Annotated in this window: 19 protein-coding genes and 1 pseudogene; 11 read left to right on the forward strand and 9 right to left on the reverse strand. The window is 72.3% G+C overall.

Going from position 1 to position 20647, the window contains the following annotated elements; genetic code table 11:
* A complete protein-coding gene (sucD, locus tag OG272_RS30710) occupies nucleotides 1-885 on the forward strand; it encodes a succinate--CoA ligase subunit alpha (RefSeq protein WP_326578430.1) in 885 nt (294 codons plus the stop codon).
* A gap of 107 nt (nucleotides 886-992) precedes the next feature.
* Here the strand turns inward: sucD and OG272_RS30715 are convergent, their stop codons facing one another.
* Nucleotides 993-2027, reverse strand: a complete 1035-nt coding sequence (locus OG272_RS30715; protein WP_328223913.1) for a sigma-70 family RNA polymerase sigma factor — start codon at nucleotides 2025-2027, stop codon at nucleotides 993-995.
* Nucleotides 2028-2153: 126 nt separating this feature from the next.
* Here OG272_RS30715 and OG272_RS30720 point away from each other — a divergent pair, with 126 nt between their 5' ends.
* The gene (locus tag OG272_RS30720; protein ID WP_405895297.1) at nucleotides 2154-4526 is read left to right on the forward strand and encodes a DUF6350 family protein; all 2373 of its coding nucleotides are present in this window, start codon (nucleotides 2154-2156) and stop codon (nucleotides 4524-4526) included.
* Nucleotides 4527-4560: 34 nt separating this feature from the next.
* Here the strand turns inward: OG272_RS30720 and OG272_RS30725 are convergent, their stop codons facing one another.
* Both OG272_RS30725 and OG272_RS30730 read right to left on the reverse strand, forming a co-directional pair.
* Nucleotides 4561-5355 (reverse strand): hypothetical protein, encoded by a 795-nt coding sequence (locus OG272_RS30725; RefSeq protein WP_327728116.1) that lies wholly within the window; start codon nucleotides 5353-5355, stop codon nucleotides 4561-4563.
* Nucleotides 5355-5480: a hypothetical protein gene (locus OG272_RS30730; protein WP_327728115.1), complete on the reverse strand. Its 126-nt coding sequence runs from the start codon at nucleotides 5478-5480 to the stop codon at nucleotides 5355-5357. Before OG272_RS30730 ends, OG272_RS30725 begins: the two co-directional genes overlap by 1 nt.
* Nucleotides 5481-5713: 233 nt before the next feature.
* Here OG272_RS30730 and purN point away from each other — a divergent pair, with 233 nt between their 5' ends.
* Both purN and purH read left to right on the forward strand, forming a co-directional pair.
* Nucleotides 5714-6343: a phosphoribosylglycinamide formyltransferase gene (gene purN / locus OG272_RS30735; protein ID WP_326578422.1), complete on the forward strand. Its 630-nt coding sequence runs from the start codon at nucleotides 5714-5716 to the stop codon at nucleotides 6341-6343.
* Nucleotides 6340-7902 (forward strand): bifunctional phosphoribosylaminoimidazolecarboxamide formyltransferase/IMP cyclohydrolase, encoded by a 1563-nt coding sequence (gene purH / locus OG272_RS30740; RefSeq protein WP_326578420.1) that lies wholly within the window; start codon nucleotides 6340-6342, stop codon nucleotides 7900-7902. Before purN ends, purH begins: the two co-directional genes overlap by 4 nt.
* Before the next feature lie 118 nt (nucleotides 7903-8020).
* Here purH and OG272_RS30745 read toward each other — a convergent pair.
* The 4 genes and pseudogenes from OG272_RS30745 to OG272_RS30760 form a co-directional block, all read right to left on the reverse strand.
* Nucleotides 8021-8500, reverse strand: a pseudogene (locus tag OG272_RS30745) (serine/threonine protein kinase); the annotation flags it as partial.
* Nucleotides 8501-8635: 135 nt separating this feature from the next.
* Entirely contained in the window at nucleotides 8636-9241 is a 606-nt protein-coding gene (locus OG272_RS30750) for a M23 family metallopeptidase (RefSeq protein WP_327728114.1), read from the reverse strand.
* A gap of 138 nt (nucleotides 9242-9379) precedes the next feature.
* Nucleotides 9380-10747, reverse strand: coding sequence for a protein kinase domain-containing protein (locus OG272_RS30755; protein WP_327728113.1), 1368 nt, complete (start codon nucleotides 10745-10747; stop codon nucleotides 9380-9382).
* Complete coding sequence (locus OG272_RS30760; RefSeq protein ID WP_326578414.1) at nucleotides 10744-11481, reverse strand: FHA domain-containing protein; 738 nt, start codon at nucleotides 11479-11481, stop codon at nucleotides 10744-10746. Before OG272_RS30760 ends, OG272_RS30755 begins: the two co-directional genes overlap by 4 nt.
* A 230-nt stretch (nucleotides 11482-11711) precedes the next feature.
* Between OG272_RS30760 and OG272_RS30765 the strand changes: the two genes are divergently transcribed.
* On the forward strand, nucleotides 11712-12071 hold the full coding sequence (locus OG272_RS30765) for a hypothetical protein (RefSeq protein WP_326578412.1): 360 nt from the start codon (nucleotides 11712-11714) through the stop codon (nucleotides 12069-12071).
* A gap of 61 nt (nucleotides 12072-12132) precedes the next feature.
* On the opposite strand, the gene OG272_RS30770 is transcribed toward OG272_RS30765, so the two are convergent.
* On the reverse strand, nucleotides 12133-12738 hold the full coding sequence (locus OG272_RS30770; protein WP_327728112.1) for a hypothetical protein: 606 nt from the start codon (nucleotides 12736-12738) through the stop codon (nucleotides 12133-12135).
* Nucleotides 12739-13088: 350 nt separating this feature from the next.
* On the opposite strand from OG272_RS30770, the gene OG272_RS30775 reads away from it, so the two are divergent.
* The 3 genes from OG272_RS30775 to OG272_RS30785 all read left to right on the forward strand — a co-directional run bounded on the left by OG272_RS30775 (nucleotide 13089) and on the right by OG272_RS30785 (nucleotide 15526).
* Nucleotides 13089-13943 (forward strand): bifunctional methylenetetrahydrofolate dehydrogenase/methenyltetrahydrofolate cyclohydrolase, encoded by an 855-nt coding sequence (locus OG272_RS30775; RefSeq protein WP_326578408.1) that lies wholly within the window; start codon nucleotides 13089-13091, stop codon nucleotides 13941-13943.
* 172 nt (nucleotides 13944-14115) lie between these two features.
* Nucleotides 14116-14565: a DUF3017 domain-containing protein gene (locus OG272_RS30780; RefSeq protein ID WP_326585655.1), complete on the forward strand. Its 450-nt coding sequence runs from the start codon at nucleotides 14116-14118 to the stop codon at nucleotides 14563-14565.
* A gap of 451 nt (nucleotides 14566-15016) precedes the next feature.
* A complete protein-coding gene (locus tag OG272_RS30785) occupies nucleotides 15017-15526 on the forward strand; it encodes a helix-turn-helix transcriptional regulator (RefSeq protein WP_327728111.1) in 510 nt (169 codons plus the stop codon).
* A gap of 173 nt (nucleotides 15527-15699) precedes the next feature.
* Here OG272_RS30785 and OG272_RS30790 read toward each other — a convergent pair whose 3' ends face one another.
* Nucleotides 15700-16233, reverse strand: a complete 534-nt coding sequence (locus OG272_RS30790; RefSeq protein WP_326578404.1) for a peptidoglycan-binding protein — start codon at nucleotides 16231-16233, stop codon at nucleotides 15700-15702.
* 485 nt (nucleotides 16234-16718) lie between these two features.
* Here OG272_RS30790 and OG272_RS30795 point away from each other — a divergent pair, with 485 nt between their 5' ends.
* The 3 genes from OG272_RS30795 to OG272_RS30805 all read left to right on the forward strand — a co-directional run bounded on the left by OG272_RS30795 (nucleotide 16719) and on the right by OG272_RS30805 (nucleotide 20611).
* A complete protein-coding gene (locus OG272_RS30795) occupies nucleotides 16719-18095 on the forward strand; it encodes a DUF2690 domain-containing protein (protein ID WP_405895298.1) in 1377 nt (458 codons plus the stop codon).
* A 515-nt stretch (nucleotides 18096-18610) separates the two neighbouring features.
* The gene (locus OG272_RS30800; protein ID WP_037694352.1) at nucleotides 18611-19600 is read left to right on the forward strand and encodes a malate dehydrogenase; all 990 of its coding nucleotides are present in this window, start codon (nucleotides 18611-18613) and stop codon (nucleotides 19598-19600) included.
* 210 nt (nucleotides 19601-19810) lie between these two features.
* The gene (locus tag OG272_RS30805) at nucleotides 19811-20611 is read left to right on the forward strand and encodes a hypothetical protein (RefSeq protein WP_327728109.1); all 801 of its coding nucleotides are present in this window, start codon (nucleotides 19811-19813) and stop codon (nucleotides 20609-20611) included.
* The last annotated feature ends 36 nt before the right edge of the window (nucleotides 20612-20647 follow it).

Genomic DNA, 20647 nt, shown 5'->3' on the forward strand with positions numbered 1-20647 from the left:
ATGGCTATCTTCCTCAACAAGGACTCCAAGGTCATCGTCCAGGGCATGACCGGTGCCACGGGCATGAAGCACACCAAGCTCATGCTGGCCGACGGCACGAACATCGTCGGTGGTGTCAACCCGCGCAAGGCGGGCACGTCCGTCGACATCGACGGCAACGACATCCCGGTCTTCGGCACGGTCGCCGAGGCGATCGAGAAGACGGGCGCCAACGTGTCCGTCCTCTTCGTACCGCCGGCCTTCGCCAAGGCCGCCGTCGTCGAGGCCATCGACGCCGAGATCCCGCTCGCGGTCGTCATCACCGAGGGCATCGCGGTCCACGACTCCGCCGCGTTCTACGCGTACGCCGGGACCAAGGGCAACAAGACGCGGATCATCGGCCCGAACTGCCCGGGTCTGATCACCCCCGGTCAGTCGAACGCCGGCATCATCCCCGGTGACATCACCAAGCCGGGCCGTATCGGTCTCGTCTCGAAGTCCGGCACGCTGACGTACCAGATGATGTACGAGCTCCGTGACATCGGCTTCTCGTCGGCCGTCGGCATCGGTGGCGACCCGGTCATCGGTACGACGCACATCGACGCGCTCGCCGCGTTCGAGGCCGACCCCGACACCGACCTCATCGTGATGATCGGTGAGATCGGTGGCGACGCGGAGGAGCGGGCCGCCGACTTCATCAAGGCGAACGTGAAGAAGCCGGTCGTCGGTTACGTCGCCGGCTTCACCGCGCCCGAGGGCAAGACGATGGGCCACGCCGGTGCCATCGTCTCCGGGTCCTCCGGTACGGCCGCCGCGAAGAAGGAGGCCCTCGAGGCCGCGGGCGTCAAGGTGGGCAAGACGCCTACCGAGACGGCGAAGCTCGCGCGCGAGATCCTCGGCGGCTGATCCTCTGCTCGGCTGAGCCCTCTGTGGGCCCGTATCCCGTTGTCCGGGGTGCGGGCCCACTGGCGTCTCCGGGTCTGCCCGCAGTGATGTCTCCGTGGGCGGACCGCTCAGCGGACTTCGGGGTGCAGGCGTTCCGGCCCGGCGGCCGTGTCTGATCTCAGTTTGGCGCGGAGTCTTTGCTGCGGTGCGGAGAGGGGGCCGGGGGCCGCTCTCGGGGGGATGCCCTGGACCGGGGCGCCTGGGGGGACCGGGGGTTCGTAGTGGTCGGGGGCGGTGTGGAGGGTGAGGGCGGTGGTGGTGAGGAGAAGCGTGGTGAAGGCGATGGCGGCGTGGATCCAGCGGCGGCCGCGTAGGTCGGCCCGGGCCCGGAGGGCCACGGGTTTGGTGGGGCCCGGGCGGACGTCGGAAGGGAGCGCGGCCAGCAGGCGGTTGAGGTCGTCGGGTGCGACCGGATCCGGGAGGCGTGCGGTGACGCTCGCGCGGGCGTAGAGGAGGCGGCCCGCCGCGGCGGGCGTGCTGGCCTCCGTCTCGGCGGCCGTGTCGGGCAGATCGAGGCCGACACCGTCGTAGAGGAGCAGGGTACGGCGGTACGGGGGCGGCAGTTCCAGGAGCGCGGTCAGCAGGGCACGGGCGGTGGGGTCGGCCGGCTGTGGTTCGTGTTCGTGGCGGTGCCGGCGGGGGCGGGGACGCAGTCGGTGCCAGGGGGAGAGGGCGTACTCGTGGGCCGCCGCCCGCACCCAGCCGGCCGGGTCCCGGTCGACGGCCACCTCCGGCCAGCGCTGCCAGGCGAGTTGGAAGGCGCGCTCCACCGCCTCGCGCGCGAGCCGGCGCTGCCCGGTGAGCAGATAGGTCTGCTGTACGAGGGTGGGGGAGCAGTACGCGTAGAGCGCGTCGAAGGCCTGGCCGGGCGTCAGGGGCGGTGGGGCCGGGACCGGATCGGCGGCGGCGTTGTCGGCGTCGCCGTCCGTGCCGAGGGGCTGCTGGTACCACTCGGTCCCGCTCTGGAGCGACGGCTCGCCGGAAGCCCCGTCCCCGGCCTCGGCTCCGGCTCCGGTCTCGGTTCCGGTCTTGGCTCCGGTCTCGGTCTCGGCTCCGGTGGCGGCCTCGTCCCCGGCCTGGGTCCCGGCCCCTGGCCCGGTCACCGGATCGCCTCCCGTCGTAGCGACCTCCGTCGGACCGACCCTCGCACGAAAAAGCACATAAGCACATATTGGGCGACACGTGCACGAATCCCTTGTTACGCCGGTAAAGCGCGTGTCGTTGGGAGCATGGCAGATGTGACGCACGCGACCGACTCGAACGACCCGACTGCGGGGCCGGGCCGCCCCACCGACCACGGCTGGTCGACCTCCTCCACGGCACCCGGGACACCCGGGACACCCGGGGCGCCCCTGCGGCACGCGGCGCCGACGGCGTCCCTGTACTCGTCGTCGCCTTGGTCTCCACTGTCGCCGTTGCTGAGGCGGGCGCGCCGCAGGTCGTCCGAGCTCGTCTCCGGGGTGCTGGGCGGGGCCCTGGCGGCGGGGCTCGGGCTCGCGGTGTTCACGGCGCTCGTGACGGTGCTGTGGATCAGCTCGCCGTACCCGGACAGCGGGCCCGGCGGGGCACTGCACGTGGCGGCGGCGCTGTGGCTGCTCTCCCACGGCGTGGAACTCGTCCGCATCGACACGCTCTCCGGCGACCCCGCCCCGGTCGGCCTCGTCCCCCTCCTCCTGCTCGCCCTGCCGGTGGTCCTGCTGCACCGTTCGGCCCGCGACCACGCGGGCGACGGCTCCGGGGTGAGCGCCCGTGCGATGTGGGCCGGGCTCGTCCTCGGATACGCGGCCGTCGGCGCGGTGGTCACGCTGTACGCCTCGGGGGGCGCGCTACGGCCGTCGTGGCTGTGGGCCGCGCTGTGTGTACCGCTGCTCGCGGCGCTCGCGGCGGGCACGGGGGTGTGGGCAGCGCGCGAGCGCCGTCGGCTGCCCCTGCCCGCGCTCCTCGGCGGGGCGCCGGAGACGGAGGGCCGTCGGCAGCTGGCGGTCGCCGCCGGACGGGCCGCCGGGGCGGGCGTGCTCGTGCTCGTCGGCGGGGGTGCCCTGCTGGTGGCCGTGTCCCTGGTCGGGCACGGCGCCGCGGCTCGCGACTCCTTCCTCCAGCTCACCGAAGGGCTGTCCGGGCGTTTCGCCGTACTGCTGCTCTGCCTCGCCCTCGTCCCGAACGCGGCGCTGTGGGCGGCGGCCTACGCCCTCGGCCCCGGCTTCGTCCTGGGCGCCGGACACACCACCGCGCCGCTGTACGCAGCCGCTCCGGGCGCGTTCCTGCCTCCGTTTCCCCTGCTCGCGGCCGTCCCCGGGGGTGGGGGCACACCGGTGTACTGGGCGGTGTGCGCGGTGCCGTTCGCCGCGGGGGTGACGGTCGGCTGGTTCATCGCGGCGCGGGCCGCCGCCGACCGGACGGCGCCGTGGTCCGCGCGACGGACCGCCGCCGCGGCCCTCCTCGCGGCCCTCGCCTCCGCCACCGCCTTCGCCCTCCTCACCCTCCTCGCCGGCGGTCCCCTCGGCGTCGCCGCCCTGACCGACTTCGGCCCGGTGTGGTGGCAGGCGGGGGGCGCGGCCGGGGCCTGGGTGGGCGTGGTGGGGGCGCCGGTGGCGTTGGCGGCGCGGTGGTGGCGCCTGCGCGCGCGGACCCGGAAGGGAGCGGCCGGCATCGGGCGGGCTGGGAGGACGACGACATCGGCGGTGCCGGTGGCCAGAGGGACCGGGCAGGGGAAGCGGCCCGGAGCGCTCGCGGCTGAGGGGACCGGACCGGCGCGGAGGTCGAACGGGCCTGCGGCCGAGTGGACCGCGTCGGCGAAACGGTTGAACGGGGCCGGCGTTGAGGGCGCTGGGTCGGCGAAGCAGGCGAACGGGCCTGCGACCGAGGGGAACGGACCGGCGAAGCGGTCGGCGGGGACCGTGGCCGAAGGGAATGGACAGAGGCAGAAGCCGGGGCAGAAGTCGGCGGGCGCCGGGGTGGTCCGGCGTGGGTCGCAGGCGACCGTGGGTGGGGAACTCCCGGGCGACCTGCGGGCGGCAGCCGCCGAGGACTTTCCGGGTGGGCCCGGCGGGCGGGGCGGGGCGGCGGACGGAACCGCGGACGGAACAGCGGACGAGCCCCGAACCGGTTCCCGAGCCCCGGAGCAGCCAACGGCGTCCGCCCTCGTCCCGCAGCCCGAGCCCCTTACGAGGCGCTCGCGCCGGTTGCCCGCGTGGCTCTCCGGTGCGAAGAGGCGTCCGGCCGCACCGCGGACCCGGACCGACCCCACAACCGCCCTCGACGCGAGCGCCGGCGCAGGCTCCGGCCGGGGTCTCGGCCCCGGCTCGGGCCCGAGCGTCACCACGGGCTCCAGTGCCGACGACGCCGAGGCCCTCGCACCGTACGACGCCCTGGATCCCTACGCCTACGGGTCCATCGTCCCCGCACCCCCGCCCGTCTGGGACCCGGCCTTCCGTGCGGCCCGCTGGGCGGCGGTGCGTGAGATCCCCACGACGGGCCGGGCCGAGAACGAGCGCACCCCTGTCTCCGATCCCGATGACTCGAAGCCTGATGACTCCGCGCCCGATGACTCCGTGCCCGCCCCCGAAGTCACGCCCGATCCCCACCCCGGGGAGGTCGTCTGACGAAGCGGAGCGAGCAGAGCGAGGTGAAGGGCGTCTACTGCGCGCCGAGCATCTCCCGCAGAGGCCCCTCCGGCAGGAGTTCCTTGCAGGACTTGGCGGAGGCGGTGGTGAGGGAGTCGTTGACGCAGGTGTAGTAGTCCCGGTAGACGAACTGGGCCGTGAAGGTGATGGCGACGATGGCGAGGGCGATCGTGGAGGTCACCAGGCCGCTGATGGCCGCGGTCTTCTGGGGGCGACCGCTCGGCTCGGGGGCCGCAGGCCGGGCCGGGTCCGGGGTGCCGGGCTTGGCGCGCAGGGCGCTGACGGCCCAGTACACGGCCAGCGAGCCGAGCAGCAGGGCGACGTACGGCCAGGCGAAGAGGGCGAAGAAGAAGGCCCACATGCCGCAGAGCAGCGAGTACCGCGCGCGGCGCTGGGCGGGGTCCGTCGGGTCCCAGCGCAGTCCGCTGCCCGGTCCGCCCTCGGGGCCCTGGCCCGGACCGCCCTGGCCACCCGGTCCGCCCTGGCCACCGGGACGCTCGCCGAAGGGTCCGCCGGACGAGCGGCCGGGCTGCCGGTCGCTCCACTGACTGCCCCACGGCGAGTGGCCACCGCCGTGGCCCGCTCCGTCGCCGGAATCCCGGCCGTCGGGCCGGCGCGGCTGCCACGGCCGGTCGGGCGCGCCTTCGGGTGGCGGCGCGAACGGATTGTCGTCCGAAGAACCTGAGCCCTGGCCCCGCCCGGGCTGCCCGGACTGCTCGGGGGCGTCCTCGCTCTCGCGCGGAGGCGTGGGCGAGGAACTCCGCTCGCGCAGCAGGAGCGAAGGAAGGCGGAGGCTGCGGTCCGGCATCAGGAGTGCGTCTTCCCCTTGGTGAATACGGCGGTGGATACGGCGGTGAACTCGGAGGCGTGCTCGGCGGTGGACTCCGAGGTGTGCTCGGCGGTGAAATCTACTGGTTGCGCATGAGCCGGCACTCCGTGAACGCCCCACACACCGACCGCGTTCCCGAGCCCACTCCTCGCAGACGCTACCTCGCGGCCACGCCCCCGTCCCACGGGGGCCGTCCGGTGTGCCGGTATCGTTGCTGGCGGTCGGCCGCTTCGTAGACTTCCCCGTATCAGGGGACGTAAAGCATTCGTATGAATGCACAAGTGCACCTTCGGCAGACCTGAACGTTCCCCGCAGAACCCGTAGAAAGGGCCCCATCGTGGCCGCCAAGCCCGTGGCCAAGCGCCTCGTCGTGCTGGTCTCCGGATCCGGCACCAACCTCCAGGCGCTGCTGGACGCCATCGCGACGACCGGCGTCGAGGCCTACGGCGCCGAGATCGTGGCCGTCGGAGCCGACCGCGGCGGCATCGAGGGGCTCGCCCGGGCCGAGCGCGCCGGGCTGCCGACCTTCGTGTGCCGGGTCAAGGACCACGGGACCCGTGACGAGTGGGACGCGGCGCTCGCCGAGGCCGTCGCCGCGTACGAGCCCGATCTCGTCGTCTCCGCCGGGTTCATGAAGATCGTGGGGAAGGAGTTCCTGGCGCGGTTCGGTGGGCGGTTCGTCAACACCCACCCGGCGCTCCTCCCCAGCTTCCCGGGGGCTCACGGGGTGCGGGACGCGCTCGCGTACGGCGCCAGGGTCACCGGCTGCACCGTCCACTTCGTCGACGACGGCGTCGACACCGGGCCGATCATCGCGCAGGGCGTGGTGGAGGTCCGGGACGAGGACGACGAGAGCGCTCTGCACGAGCGCATCAAGGAAGTCGAGCGAAGGCTGCTCGTCGATGTCGTGGGGCGGCTCGCCCGCAACGGCTATCGCATTGAGGGACGAAAGGTAGTTATCCAGTGACCGCCGACATCAACAAGCGGCCCCTTCGCCGGGCGCTCGTCAGCGTCTACGACAAGACCGGGCTGGAGGAGCTCGCGCGCGGGCTGCACGAGGCCGGTGTCGAGCTCGTCTCCACCGGCTCCACGGCCGCGAAGATCGCCGCCGCCGGCGTCCCCGTCACCAAGGTCGAGGAGCTGACCGGCTTCCCCGAGTGCCTGGACGGCCGGGTCAAGACCCTGCACCCCAAGGTGCACGCGGGCATCCTCGCCGACCTGCGGCTCGAGGACCACCGGCGGCAGCTCGCCGACCTGGGCGTCGAGCCGTTCGACCTCGTCGTCGTGAACCTCTACCCGTTCCGGGAGACCGTCGCCTCGGGCGCGACCCCCGACGAGTGCGTCGAGCAGATCGACATCGGCGGCCCGTCGATGGTCCGCGCCGCCGCCAAGAACCACCCCTCCGTCGCGGTCGTCACCAGCCCGGCCCGCTACGCCGACGTCCTCGCGGCCGTGCAGGACGGCGGCTTCGACCTCACCACCCGCAAGCGGCTCGCGGCCGAGGCCTTCCAGCACACGGCCGCGTACGACGTCGCCGTGGCTTCCTGGTTCGCGTCCTCGTACGCCCCCGCCGACGACTCGCAGTTCCCCGACTTCCTCGGGGCGACCTGGGAGCGCGCGCACACCCTGCGCTACGGCGAGAACCCGCACCAGCCCGCCGCGCTGTACGTCTCCGGGACCGGTGGCCTGGCCGAGGCCGAGCAGCTGCACGGCAAGGAGATGTCGTACAACAACTACACGGACACGGACGCCGCGCGCCGTGCCGCGTACGACCACGACGAGCCGGCCGTCGCGATCATCAAGCACGCGAACCCCTGCGGTATCGCGGTCGGCGCGGATGTCGCCGAGGCGCACCGCAAGGCGCACGCGTGTGACCCGCTGTCGGCGTTCGGTGGCGTGATCGCGGTCAACCGGCCGGTCAGCAAGGAGATGGCCGAGCAGGTCGCCGAGATCTTCACCGAGGTCATCGTCGCGCCCGACTACGAGGAGGGGGCCCTGGAGGCCCTCGCCAAGAAGAAGAACATCCGGGTGCTGAAGGCCCCGGGTGCGCCCGCCGCCCCGGTCGAGCTGAAGCCCGTCGACGGCGGTGCGCTGCTCCAGGTGACCGACCGGCTCCAGGCCGACGGCGACGACCCGGCCGACTGGACCCTCGCGACCGGGGACGCCCTCTCCGCCGACGAGCTGGCCGAGCTGGCGTTCGCCTGGAAGGCCTGTCGCGCGGTGAAGTCCAACGCGATCCTGCTCGCCAAGGGTGGCGCGTCGGTGGGTGTCGGGATGGGTCAGGTCAACCGCGTCGATTCCGCGAAGCTCGCCGTCGAGCGTGCCGGGGCCGAGCGGGCGCGGGGCGCGTACGCCGCCTCCGACGCTTTCTTCCCCTTCCCGGACGGGCTGGAGATCCTCACCGAGGCCGGCGTCAAGGCCGTGGTGCAGCCCGGCGGGTCGGTCCGTGACGAGCTGGTCGTCGAGGCCGCGCGGAAGGCAGGCGTGACGATGTACTTCACGGGCACGCGGCACTTCTTCCACTGATACCGCTGCCGCCCCGCTGAGGGCACAGGACGAAGGGCCCGTCGGACACACCGACGGGCCCTTCGCCGTACGCGACCGGAGCGGGGCCGACGCGGGCCGTTCGCTATGTCGTACCGCGCAGCGCCGGCAGTGCCCCGCCGAGTTCGCCCACCAGGCGCCAGGCCGCGCCGGGTGTCAGCGTGCCGCAGTCGCGGACCGCGTCCGTGAGATCGACGCCCGGCAGGTACTGCGTGGCCATCCACAGCAGTTCGTGACCGTTCTCGTCCTCGGGCTCGAATCCGGTGCCGAGCAACCGGGGCGCGTACGGCGTACGGACCCGGTCGTGCACTCCCGCCTCACGCTGGAACCGGCGCCGGAACTCCGTGTCCTCGGCGTACTCCGGCCGGATCACCTTCACCGCCGCCAGCCCGGGGCTGTCGTCGGCCGGCCGCGCCAGATACACCCCGCCCATCCCGCCGCTGCCGAGCAGCCCCAGCGGTACGTACGGTCCGAGGCGTCCGGGGTCCGACCGTCTCAGCGGGGTCGCGCCCGTCTGCTCCGGCGCGGCGTCACCCGACGCCGGGGAGTACGGCGGCGGTCCGGGCCGCTGGTCTGGCATGGGTCCCCAGGGTGGTGTTCTCTCCAGTCGCGAGCTGCCTCAACGGTCCCATGGGCAACGTGAGTTGACGAGAGACTACCGTGCGGTCGGAGCCGGGAACGGCCCGCCGGAGAAGGTCCGGCGGGCCGTGCCGGGTCAGCAGTTCTTGCTGACGACGTCCTTCCACTGCTTGTTCTTGCCCGTGTACGACTTGCCGTTGAAGTGCACCGGCTTGCGGTGCTTCTCGGTCGGGGTGCCCTTGGCCAGGTAGCGCTGCTCGTAGTGCAGGTGCGCCCAGTCGCCGCTGTTGCTGCCCGTGGCGCCGATCCGGCCGATCTGCTTCTTCGCGGCGACGCTCTGGCCCACCTTGACGTACTTGGTGGGCTTGTCCTTCAGGTGGTAGTACGCCGTGTACCAGCCGCCGCCGTGGCTGATGAGGATCACGTTCCCGGCGCCCTTGTTGGTGTAGGCCTGGACCACCTTGCCCTTGTAGCCCGGGTAGACGGGCTTGCCGGAGGAGCCGGTGTTCCCCTTCACCACCATGTCGATGGCGGGGTTGTGGCCCCAGGTGTTGATCTGCCAGTGCGTGTTGCACTTGAACGGCATCTGGAACTTCGGCTTCGCCGCCGCGGTCGCCGACGCCGGTGCCGCCATGGCCGTGCCGCCGGCCTCCAGGCCGAAGGAGAGCGCCAGGGCGGTCGCGGCGAGCGCGACGGCCGTCCTGCGGCGTGCGGGCATGGCTGTCGTCGTTGTGGTCGTCATCTTCGTTTCCCCGTTTCCCCGTCTTCCCCGTTGGTTTCGGTGCTTGCTGTGCTTGCTGGGAACGCCTCAAGCATCTGCGCGCGGCCCTGACTCCGGTACCTCGAAGGTCACAGGGTCACCGGCTCGACGGGGGTCCGCTCAACACGCCGCCACCCACTCGTGGGAGCGGAGCACCAGGCCGTCGGGATAGTTGACCTTGGTGTTCTCCTGGACGCAGCCGAACGGTTCCTTCCGGTTCGGCTCGCGGAAGAGTCTGACGTCGTCGTGCGGGTCGCCGGAGTAGCCGTTGTTGAAGGCCGACCTGGGCCTGGTGTCCTTCGCCCAGTCGCAGGTGATGATCCCGCCCAGCCAGTCGTCGTCGTACTCGTACCAGGCGCACATCTCGCCCTGTCCGTCCGCCTCCGTGAAGAAGCAGACGTCGCCCCGGTCGCAGCGCGCGTACCCCTGGGGAGCGGGTTCGCGCAGGGCCAGCAGGCCGGCCACGGCGAGGGAGACGAGCGTGAGCGCGGCCAGCCCGCCGAGGACGGCCGGATGGGGGCCGCGCCTCGGCCGGAGACGGGGGAGCCGTGGGGAGCGCGCCGCGCCGGCGGCCGTCTCGACCCGGCGGAGCAGGGACGACGCGGTGTGCGGGGCGCGGGCCGCGTGGGTCGGGGCGAGGCAGTCGGTGACGATCTGCCGCCAGGCGTCCGGCAGTTCGGGGGAGAGCCGCAGCTCCTCCCGGCCCCTCGCGTAGCGCAGGACCGCGTCGCGGCGGGCGGGCGGGGTGGCGCCCGGGAAGGGCGGGCCGCCGGTGAGGACGAGATGGGCGAGGACGCCGAAGGCCCAGACGTCGGCGGTCGGGCGGGTGAGGTGGCCGTGCTCGCCGACCTCGGCCCAGAGCAGCTCGGGCGGGGTGTAGTCGGGGGTGGCGAACGCGGGGGAGTAGGCGTGGGTGCCGTCCATCTCGGCGGCCAGGTTGAAGTCGGCGAGCCGTACCGAACCGTCCGCCATCAGCAGGACGTTGGCGGGCTTGAGGTCGCCGTGCACCCAGCCCGCGTGGTGGAGGTGGGCGACCCCCTCGCAGATCTGGGCGAGCAGCGAGGGCCCGCCGGGCAGGGCGACGGCCCGCTGCCCCCGCGACCGCCCGGCCAGCCGGTCGATCAGCTGGTCGAGCGAGCCCTCGGCGCGTTCCAGCACGAGGACGGAGGCGCCGTCGAGGAGAGGGTCCGACGGGTCGTCCACGGTGAGCGTCTCGTACATGCGGATGAGCCGTGGCCGCTGGAGGCGGCGCAGCAACTCGGTCTCCCGCTCGGCGAGTTCGCGCAGGTGGCGCAGCTGTCGCGGGGTGCGCGTGCCGGTGGGGTGGAACTTCAGGGCCGCCTCGGCGGGCAGTCCTTCGGCCGGCTCCGCGCACCGGGCGGCGTACACCGTCCCGAAGGCGCCGGAGGCCAGCGGCTCGCGGACCTCCCAGGCACCGACGCGATAGCCCTTCGGTACCGGCACGGCGTACGGCTCCTGCGTACTCATCGGCCCGCACCGCCCTTCAGCAGGGCCAGGTCGGCCTCGTGGACGAGGTCGAAGCGGAGGGCCAGGGAGACGAGGCGGTCCTTCTTGCCGTTGAGGCGGGGGCCGCCGGGCGGCGCGGACTCCGGGGCCGGCTTGAGGCGTAACTTGACGGCCAGATAGTCGATGTTCCACTGCACGGCGGTGCGGGACACCGACGGCCAGGCGGGGCGCAGCAGTTCGACCAGCTCGTCGGCGGTGGCGAGCGCGGCGTGCGGTTCGCCGCTCAGGCGCGGGGCGCACAGGGCGGCCAGCACCTGGAAGTACCGCTTGCCCCGGTCGAGCGGGAACGCGGACGCGGTGGGCGAGCCGTCGCAGGGGCCGACGTGGTCCAGGAAGTCATGGCGTGGGGCCCAGACGTCGAAGCTGAGCAACTCGTTCCCGGCGGGCAGCACCACCCGCGAGAACTCGAACGGCACCGGCGCGTCCAGCCGCCCCGGCGCGATCTTGATGTGCTCGCCGGCGCCCTCCGGGTTCTCGACGACGTAGGTCTGCGCGCGGCTCAGATTGCTGAGCGTCCAGTAGGCGCCCGTGGCCGTGATCTGTCCCGCCTCCCGGGACACGCCCTCGTGCGCGATGGTCAGATGTGGGGTGCCCGGCCGCGCCGTACGGCCGAAGGACAGGGACTCGCTCGGTGCGAGTCGGATCTGTGCGCCCGGACGCTCTCCGTCCACGGGCACGACGATGATGCTGTGCATGACTGGTTCCTCCCCCGAGGCAGGCATGGACGCGTCAGGCTACGCGGAGGGGCGGGAAGTGCCACAGGTCCGGCACGGACGGCGTTTCCTGGAGGAAGCGGCAGATGTCGTCACCTTCGTGACATCTGTGGCGTGGGTATGCGGAATGGCCGATACCCCGGTGCAGAGGCGTGCGTTCCGCTGCGAGGGTCGAGGGGCAACCCAAACGCTCGGGACTCAGGGGGTCAGTCATGCGGAACAGGTCGAGTCGGTCACGCCGGGTCGCCGTCGTCGGGGCGGTGCTCGCGGTGGCACTCGGTACGGGGGGCGGCGGCGCGGCGGCCGCCGAGGACGAGGCCGTGGTGATCTGCCAGACCGGGTACGTGTGTCTCCAGCCGCTGCTGGGCACCCAGCCGGTCCTGGTGAAGGAGGGCGAGCGGGCCACGTTCAACCCGGCTCTGCAAGTCACCGAGGTCACCAACATGACCCGCGTCACCTACTGCGTGACCGGTGGTCTCAGCTATGGGCTCCCGCCGGGCGGGACGCAGACCTGGGACAGCTCCGTGAACACCGTGGGGCCCAGGCCGGGGCCCGGCGCCTGTCTGGCGTGAACGCGCCGAAGGGCCGTGCCCCCTCCTGCGGGGGGTACGGCCCTTCGCTGCGCTCGGCGGCTCAGTGGCGCGGGCGGTTGAACCACTGGCCGGCGTCCTGCTTGCTGCAGAAGACGATGATCAGGACACCGAGGGCGAGGCTGATCAGAGCGAAGAGATTGGCGCCCAGGATGCTGATCACGCTGAAGAGCGTGACGAACGAGGCATAGACGATCGCGGAGATCCGGATGCCGCCGCGCCCGGTGGAGAACTTCGCAGCGGTGAGAATCCCCCAGACCGCGAAGCCCAGGGTGACCGCGCCGAAGAAGATGAAGGCGCCGGCGCCGAAGTTCGCGATGGTGTCCGCGTCCTCCGAGGAGAGTGCGGGGTCGCCCGAGACGCTGTCCGAGATGTAGTCGGCGAACCACGCGCTGGCCACCATCAGCGCCACGCCGCCGATCGCCTGGAAACCGCCCAGGACGTACAGCATGATGCGCGCGGCCCTCACACCGCCCGGGACCACGGCGGGCGCCCCCGGGTAGCCGCCGTAGCCCTGCGAGACCGGCGGGGCAGTCGGATAGCCGTACCCGGGCTGCTGGGGCGGGGTCTGCTGCGGGTAGCCGTAACCCTGGGCGGGCGGCTGCTGCTGGGGCTGGCCATACGGGTTGTTCGGGTCGCCGAAGCTCATGGCGGGGTTTCCTCCGTTGCCTGGTGCGGGGACGCGCGGCACGGGTCGGAGGAATGCCCTGATCTTTTGAAATGGTCACGCCCCCCGGCAGTGCCCGCGGCACTGTGCCCCAATCGTTTTATATGCCCGGCCGGATGTCCAGGGAGATTCATCGGGTGTTGTGCAAGTGCAACACATCCGATCTTGTCGGACACCGGCCGGATCTTGTCGGACACCGGCCGCCGAGCGCTCGGACACCGGCCGCCACCCGCTCCGGGACGGGCCGCCGAGCCGGTCCGAAAGCGGTGGGAGGGCGTCCGCCAGGTGACCGGATTGGAACCCGGCGCCGGTCATCCGCGAAGATTGGGGCCATGAGCGCCCAGATTCTCGATGGCAAGGCCACCGCAGCCGCGATCAAGTCCGATCTGACCGCCCGCGTGGCGGTGCTGAAGGAGAAGGGCGTCACGCCCGGACTCGGCACGATCCTGGTCGGTGAAGACCCCGGCAGCCAGAAGTACGTGGCGGGCAAGCACCGCGACTGCGCGCAGGTCGGCATCGCCTCCATCCAGCGTGAACTGCCCGCGACCGCCACCCAGGAGGAGATCGAGGCGGCGGTGCGGGAGCTGAACGAAGACCCCGCGTGCACCGGTTACATCGTCCAGCTGCCGCTCCCCAAGGGCATCGACGAGAACCGCGTCCTCGAACTGATGGACCCCGACAAGGACGCCGACGGCCTCCACCCGATGAACCTCGGCCGCCTCGTCCTCAACGAGCCCGCGCCGCTGCCCTGCACCCCGAACGGCGTCCTCACCCTCCTCCGCCAGTACGGCGTCGAGATCAAGGGCGCCGAGGTCGTGGTCGTCGGCCGCGGTGTGACCATCGGCCGCTCGATGCCGCTGCTCCTCACCCGGCGCAGCGAGAACGCGACGGTGACCCAGTGCCACACCGGCACGCGTGACCTGGCCGCGCACCTCAAGCGCGCCGACATCATCGTCGCCGCCGCCGGCTCCGCCCACCTGATCCGCCCCGAGGACGTGAAGCCGGGGGCCGCCGTCCTCGACGTCGGTGTCTCCCGCTCCGCCGAGGGCAAGATCGTCGGGGACGTCCACCCCGGTGTCGCCGAGGTCGCCGGCTGGATCTCCCCCAACCCCGGCGGTGTCGGCCCCATGACCCGCGCCCAGCTGCTCGTGAACGTGGTCGAGGCGGCGGAGCGCAGTGTCGGCTGACGGCAGGGCGGAGGGGGTGCCGGAGGTGACCGAGGCAGCTGAGGCGGCCAGGACGACCGAGCCGGCCAGGACGACTGAGTCGGCCAGGACGAGTGAGCCCGCCGAGGCCACAAAGCCGGCTGAGGCAGCTGAGTCGGCCGAGGCGCCTGATGAGGTCAAGGCGCCTGATGAGATTGAGGTGCGGGATCACATCAGCGTGCCCGGTGCCGACGGCAAGCCTGTTCGAGGTACCCGGCGGTTCCCGATGTTCACCAAGGACACCGCGCGGCCCGAGGGCGGTGGCCGGGCGGCGCCGCGTGAGGCGCTCGCGCCCGTGCGGCAGTGGCCGATCCTCGCCGTGCTGTGCACCGTGGGGCTCGGGCTGCTGCTCACCGCGCTGGACGCGTTCCGGGCCGGCACGATCCTGATCGGGGCCGCGCTGCTCGCCGGCGCGGTGCTGCGCTGGGCCGTCCGGGACGTCGGCATGCTCGCCGTCCGCTCCCGTTTCACCGACATGGCCACGTACATCGTCCTGGGCACCGCCATCGTGCTCCTCGCGCTGATGGCCCAGCCGAAGCCGCTGCTGGAGATCCCGTTCCTCAAGGACACGCTGCACTTCACGGTGGGCGACGAGGCGGGCTGAGGCCGTTTCGTCTCGCTCCCGGTCCCGCATGCACACGACGGCGGTCCGTCCCCTCCCCCGAGTAAGGACGGACCGCCGTCGCGCTCCACGTTCCTGCACGGCGAACGCCCCGTTCAACACCTGTCAGCCCGCTGTGGCACGGAAGTGACCATTCCGCCAAGGTGTCCGCACCGGGCCACGACGACGACACCCGGACGTCATCCCGGCATGCCGTCACCGGCGCTCGAAGCCGGCGCGGTCGCCTCGACACGGGGTGCGGGCCGCTTCGCACGCCCCTTCATCGCGCCCTTCGCTTCGCCTCACGAGGCCGCCCGAGTCACTCCATCGCGCTGTCCGAACTCCATGGCCCCGCCGTCCGTACGGGTGGGAACCGGTTCCCCCGCGACCGTCGTCACCTGCTCAGACCCAGACCCAGACCCAGACCCACCCTTGGGCCCCGAGGAGGCAGCCGATGAGCGCCTGGCAGCCGCTGCCGGACGAACTCCCCCCGGAGGTACAGCATTTCGTCGAGCAGCTGCGCCTGCTGAAGGACCGCACGGGACTGAGTCTCGTCGCGCTCGGCGCGCGTACCGCGTACAGCAAGTCCTCCTGGCAGCGGTATCTCAACGGCACCCAGCCCCCGCCCCGGCAGGCGGTCGCCGCCCTGTGCCGGGTCGCCGGGGAGGACGCCGAACGCTTCGGGGTGCGCTGGGAACTGGCCGTACGGGCCTGGCCGCGCCCGGCACCCCAGACCGTGCCCCCGTCCCAGCCGCCGAACACCGCGGGGGCGGGGGAGCGGGCGGCGGCGGAGGCCGGCTCGGAGGCGTACGAGGACGATCCCACGCTCCCCTGGTGGGACACCCCCGCCGACGAACCGAACCCCCGCCCGCCCGGCCGCGTCGCCCTCTACGCGGCCCTCGCCGTCCTGATCGCCCTGGCCCTCGTCGCCGCCGCGCTGATAGGGGCCGTCACGTTGTCGTGACGGCCCTCGCCCGGTGTCGCGCGGAGCGCCCCGGAGGTCGACCATGTCGACCTCGGTCGGCGGACCGGCCGGCGCCGGCGGCATGGGCCGTCACCGGTCGGCGTCGGCGGGATGGGCCGTCACCGGCCCGTGCCGGCGGAATCCGCCGGCACCGGCCCGCGACGGCAGATCCCTCAGCCGCGCCAGTCGTACGCGGCGACCTTCCACTTCGAGCCGATCCTGACGTAGTAGTCCCCGTCGAGCCGCTTGAAGTCCACCTCGTGCGCCAGGCCCGCGTAGGTCACCTTGCCGTCGTTGTACGGCCCGTCCAGGAAGCTGTCGGCCTGTCCGAAGGTCTCCTTGCCGACGATCCCGTCTACGTCCTCCAGGTCTTCCTGGGCCTGCCAGTACTTGGTCGCCGAGCGGGTCTTCCAGCCGAAGAGCCCGTCGATGTCCCACTCGGTGAAGGTGTGCAGATTCCCGCCGGAGTCCTTCCACTTGGCGCCGTCGGCGTACAGGACGCTCTGCCACAGCCGCGTCGCGTTGCTCTTGGAGTGCGTGTTGACGGACAGCGTGCCCTCGTCGCCCCAGTCGTTGTACGCGGCGCCGGAGCCGTCGACGACGTGTGGCCCGGAAGCCGTGGCGAGCGGAGCGGCGACGCCGAGCGCGAGCCCGGCCGAGGCCGTCACGGCGACGGCCGCGAGCAGCAGCCTGGCCTTGTGTTGCATGTGATCCCCCTGGTCTCCGTTGACCTTCGACCTTCACGGACGCACATGGGTCGCACGAGCACCCGTTCGACTCGTGTGGCGGTGCATGTGTGGTCGTTGTGTCGATGTGTTGACAGGTTCGAGGATGTGCCGTCCGGCCGCCCAACACCAGGGCTAACGTGAACATTTGGGATGGTTCGGGATGTCCCACGCGGGGACCTGCAATTCCGCCCGGAAATCCGGGATGTCGGTGGGACACTGGACCGCAGACCGGTTGGGGGGCGTGCGGCGGCGCATGATTCGGCCCGAAATGCTCCCGTGCGCCCCTTTTCAGGGAACTGACATCCCGACCGGGCGCATCCCAGTGGGTAGGCCGGAACAGGGCTCCGGAGAGGGCCCCGGGCCAGGTCCCGGACCAGGATTCAGCGAGGGCATCATGCGCGGCACAGGGATAGCGGGCACGGGGGGAAAGTGCAGAGACGTACGGGGGAATGAGGGGGGAAGCAATGCCTCGTTGGAGGGCCTTGCCCGATGAACTCGATCCACAGGTAAGGGAGTTCGCGGGCCAGCTCCGTCGGCTCGTCGACCGCGGTGGACTGAGCATCGCAGCGGTGGCCGACCGCACGGGCTACAGCAAGACGTCCTGGGAGCGGTATCTCAACGGCAGACTGCTCGCGCCGAAAGGCGCGATCGTCGCGTTGGCCGAGGTGACCGGTACCGATCCCGTCCATCTGACCACCATGTGGGAGCTGGCCGAGCGTGCCTGGAGCCGTTCGGAGATGCGCCACGACATGACCATGGAAGCGATCCGTATCTCCCAGGCGCGCGCCGCCCTGGGCGAGACGGGCGGCCAGTCCACCGTCAAGGGCGGCGGGAGGAACGGCAGGGCGGGCCGCAGCGCGACCGCGACACCGGGCGTGGCGGGCCCGGCGGGCGTCTCGCCGACGGTCCCGCCGCAGCCGCGCTCGTCGAGCGAGCGCACCTCGCGCGCGCCGTACGGGGGTTCGGTCACGCCGTCCCCCTCGTCACCGTCCTCCTCTTCCTCCGCCGCTTCCTCCGCCTCGCCGTACGGCGGAGTCGGCGGCTCGGGTGCGGTCGCCGGCGGCGCGTCGCGCGTCAGCTGGGGAGCCACGCCACCGTCGGGCCCCTCGGCGTCGTCGCCATCGACTTCGGTGCCGTCGTCTTCGCCGTCGCGGCCGGCCGGAGGGTCGCCGTCCTCGGCTTCCTCGGGGTCGGCATCGTCGGCGTCGTCCGCGTCCTCGTCCCGTGTCCCGGCCGGCGCGGCGGTTCCCGGTGGTGCCCAGGGGGCCGGTGGCGCCTCGGTCCCGTCCGGTGTCTTCGGTCCGCCGGAAAGCGGCGGCGGCCGCCTCGACGACGGCGATTCCTCGCCGAAGCGCCGCGTGACGATGTTCCTCGCCGGAGCCGTCGGCGCGCTCGTCGTGATCGCGGCGGCCTTCTTCCTCACCAACGGTGACGGGAAGGACCAAGCGGAGGGCAAGCCGCCCACCTCCCCGTCGACCTCGATCGGCACCAATCCCGACCTCCCGGCCGGGGTGAAGTGCAGCGGCAAGGACTGCGACGGCAAGGACCCGGAGACCATGGGGTGCATCGGCAGCCTCGTACGGACCACCGACGAGGCCACGGTGGGCACCACGAGGGTCGAGGTCCGCTACAGCAAGACCTGCCAGGCCGCCTGGGCCCGCATCACCGGTGCCGCCCAGGGCGACGAGGTCCAGGTCACGGTCGGCAGGACCAAGCAGACCGCCGCCATCGAGGCGGCCGGCGACAACATCGCCTACACCCAGATGATCACCGTGAGGGACGCGGGCGAGGCCACGGCCTGCGCGACGCTGGCTTCGGGGCAGAAGGGCTGCACGGGGTAGCGGGGCTGGAGGGGGCGGTGGGGCGGAGTGGGGCAGGGCGGAGGCGGGGCGCGCCGACGCCCCAAGGGGCGCGAGGACCGCGCGACCGGCCCCCACCCGCCCCCACCGGCCGGCAGCCGTACGCCCGCCCCCTCCTGATCACCCGTCACTCCCCGTAATCCGTGCTACCGAAAAAGTAATCACGGTGTAAGTGGAATGCCTGCCGAACTCCGGGGCAGGCGGACAGTACCCCCACGGGAGTCCGGCCCGCCCGGGAGATCGACACCCCCTCCCGGCCCGGCACCCCCACAAGGCGGCCGCCCTGGTCCTCCCCCTCTCCCGGACCGGCGGCCGCCTCTTCGTGGGGCCCGGCCCGCGAAAGCGACTTGTGGGGTGGGCCACACGAACCCCGGCCGTCCGGGATCCCGGATGCGCGGTAGCCTGACCACCGATCTCTCTTGACGCCAAGAGATCGATCATTTGTACGTCCCACGGGGCGGGGACGCCCCACCGCCAGCTGTCATACGGAGAACGCCATGACCCGCACTCCCGTGAACGTCACCGTCACCGGCGCGGCCGGCCAGATCGGTTACGCCCTGCTCTTCCGCATCGCCTCCGGCCAGCTGCTCGGCGCGGACGTGCCGGTCAAGCTCCGCCTGCTGGAGATCACGCCGGCGCTGAAGGCCGCCGAGGGCACCGCCATGGAGCTCGACGACTGCGCCTTCCCGCTCCTTCAGGGCATCGACATCACGGACGACCCGAACGTGGCCTTCGACGGCGCCAACGTAGGCCTGCTCGTCGGTGCCCGCCCCCGCACCAAGGGCATGGAGCGCGGTGACCTCCTCGAGGCCAACGGCGGCATCTTCAAGCCGCAGGGCAAGGCCATCAACGACAACGCCGCGGACGACATCAAGGTCCTCGTCGTCGGCAACCCGGCCAACACCAACGCCCTCATCGCCCAGGCCGCCGCGCCGGACGTCCCGGCCGAGCGCTTCACCGCGATGACCCGCCTGGACCACAACCGCGCGCTGACCCAGCTGTCGAAGAAGACGGGCGTCCCGGTCTCCGAGATCCAGAGGCTCACGATCTGGGGCAACCACTCCGCGACCCAGTACCCGGACATCTTCCACGCCACGGTCGCCGGCAAGAACGCCGCCGAGGTCGTCAACGACGAGAAGTGGCTCGCCGAGGACTTCATCCCGACCGTCGCCAAGCGCGGCGCCGCCATCATCGAGGCCCGTGGCGCCTCGTCGGCCGCCTCCGCCGCCAACGCCGCCATCGACCACATCTACACCTGGGTCAACGGCACCGCCGAGGGCGACTGGGCCTCCATGGGTATCCCGTCCGACGGTTCGTACGGAGTGGCCGAGGGCCTCATCTCCTCCTTCCCCGTCACCGTCAAGGACGGCAAGTACGAGATCGTCCAGGGCCTGGAGATCAACGAGTTCTCCCGCGCCCGTATCGACGCCTCGGTCCAGGAGCTGGCGGAGGAGCGCGACGCGGTCCGCGCGCTCGGCCTCATCTGAGACGTCCCGCAGCCGATGTCCGCACGGTCGCCGTCCGCACGGCCGACGTCCGCACCGCCGACGTCCGCACGGTCGACGTCCTGATGACGTCCCTTTAGCTTGCCCGCGCAGGCCCTGTCCCGGTTTCGACCAGGACGGGGCCTGTTCGGCGTATGCGCCGCTATCGTCGGTGCACGACGTCGTGTGCACGCCGACGGCGGCAAGGGGGACATGATGACGCGCTGGGACCCGCACCAGGGACGCTGGGTGGACGACCCTCCCGGACGGGGCAGCCCCTGGCCGCGCACGACCGCCGTCATCGTCCTCGCGGCCTTACTCGGCGGCGGCGCCGGCTTCGGGGTGTGGGCCCTGTCCCGGGACGGCGGAACGGCCCATGCGACCTCCACCAACGGCTCCCCGTCGACACCCCCGCCCTCCGTCTCGGCGGCGGGCCCGGGGGACGACGGGAACACCGCCCCGGCCACGCCGAAGCAGTCGGGCACGGACGCGGACGGCTCCGGCGGGGATGCGGACCCGGACGTGGACCCGGAGCCGGGCGGCGCGCCCGGCTACGTACGCTCCGACGACCCGGCCGGCTTCACCGTCGTCGTTCCCGCCGGCTGGGACCGCACCGCGAAGACGCCGAAGGACAAGCCGACGGTGGTGACGTACGACTCCCCGGACGGCAGCAGGACCCTCCAGCTCTTCCTGGTCAGCGAGGACACCCCCGCCGAGTCCATGGACCTGGCCGAGAACGAGGACTACGGCTTCGCCCGCCTCCCCGGCTACCGCGTCGTCGAACGCTCCGCCACCGACGACGACAGCTACTCCGAGATCGTCTACCGCTTCGACGGCGAGGGCGATGCGGGCCCCCGCCGGGTCATCGACCACCGCTTCCGCACGGCCGACGACAAGATCTACGGAGTCCGCCTCAGCGCCCCCGAGTCCACCCCCCTGGACGAGCTCCGCGAGCCGGTCACGATGGTGGCCACCTCCCTGTGCCCGACGGGGGCGACCTGCGTACGGGGGTGATCGCGGGGCGGGTTACGACGGGCGCGCGCTGGGATC

Origin of the sequence: Streptomyces sp. NBC_00104, from assembly GCF_045160825.1 — a bacterium.
Taxonomy (GTDB): domain Bacteria; phylum Actinomycetota; class Actinomycetes; order Streptomycetales; family Streptomycetaceae; genus Streptomyces.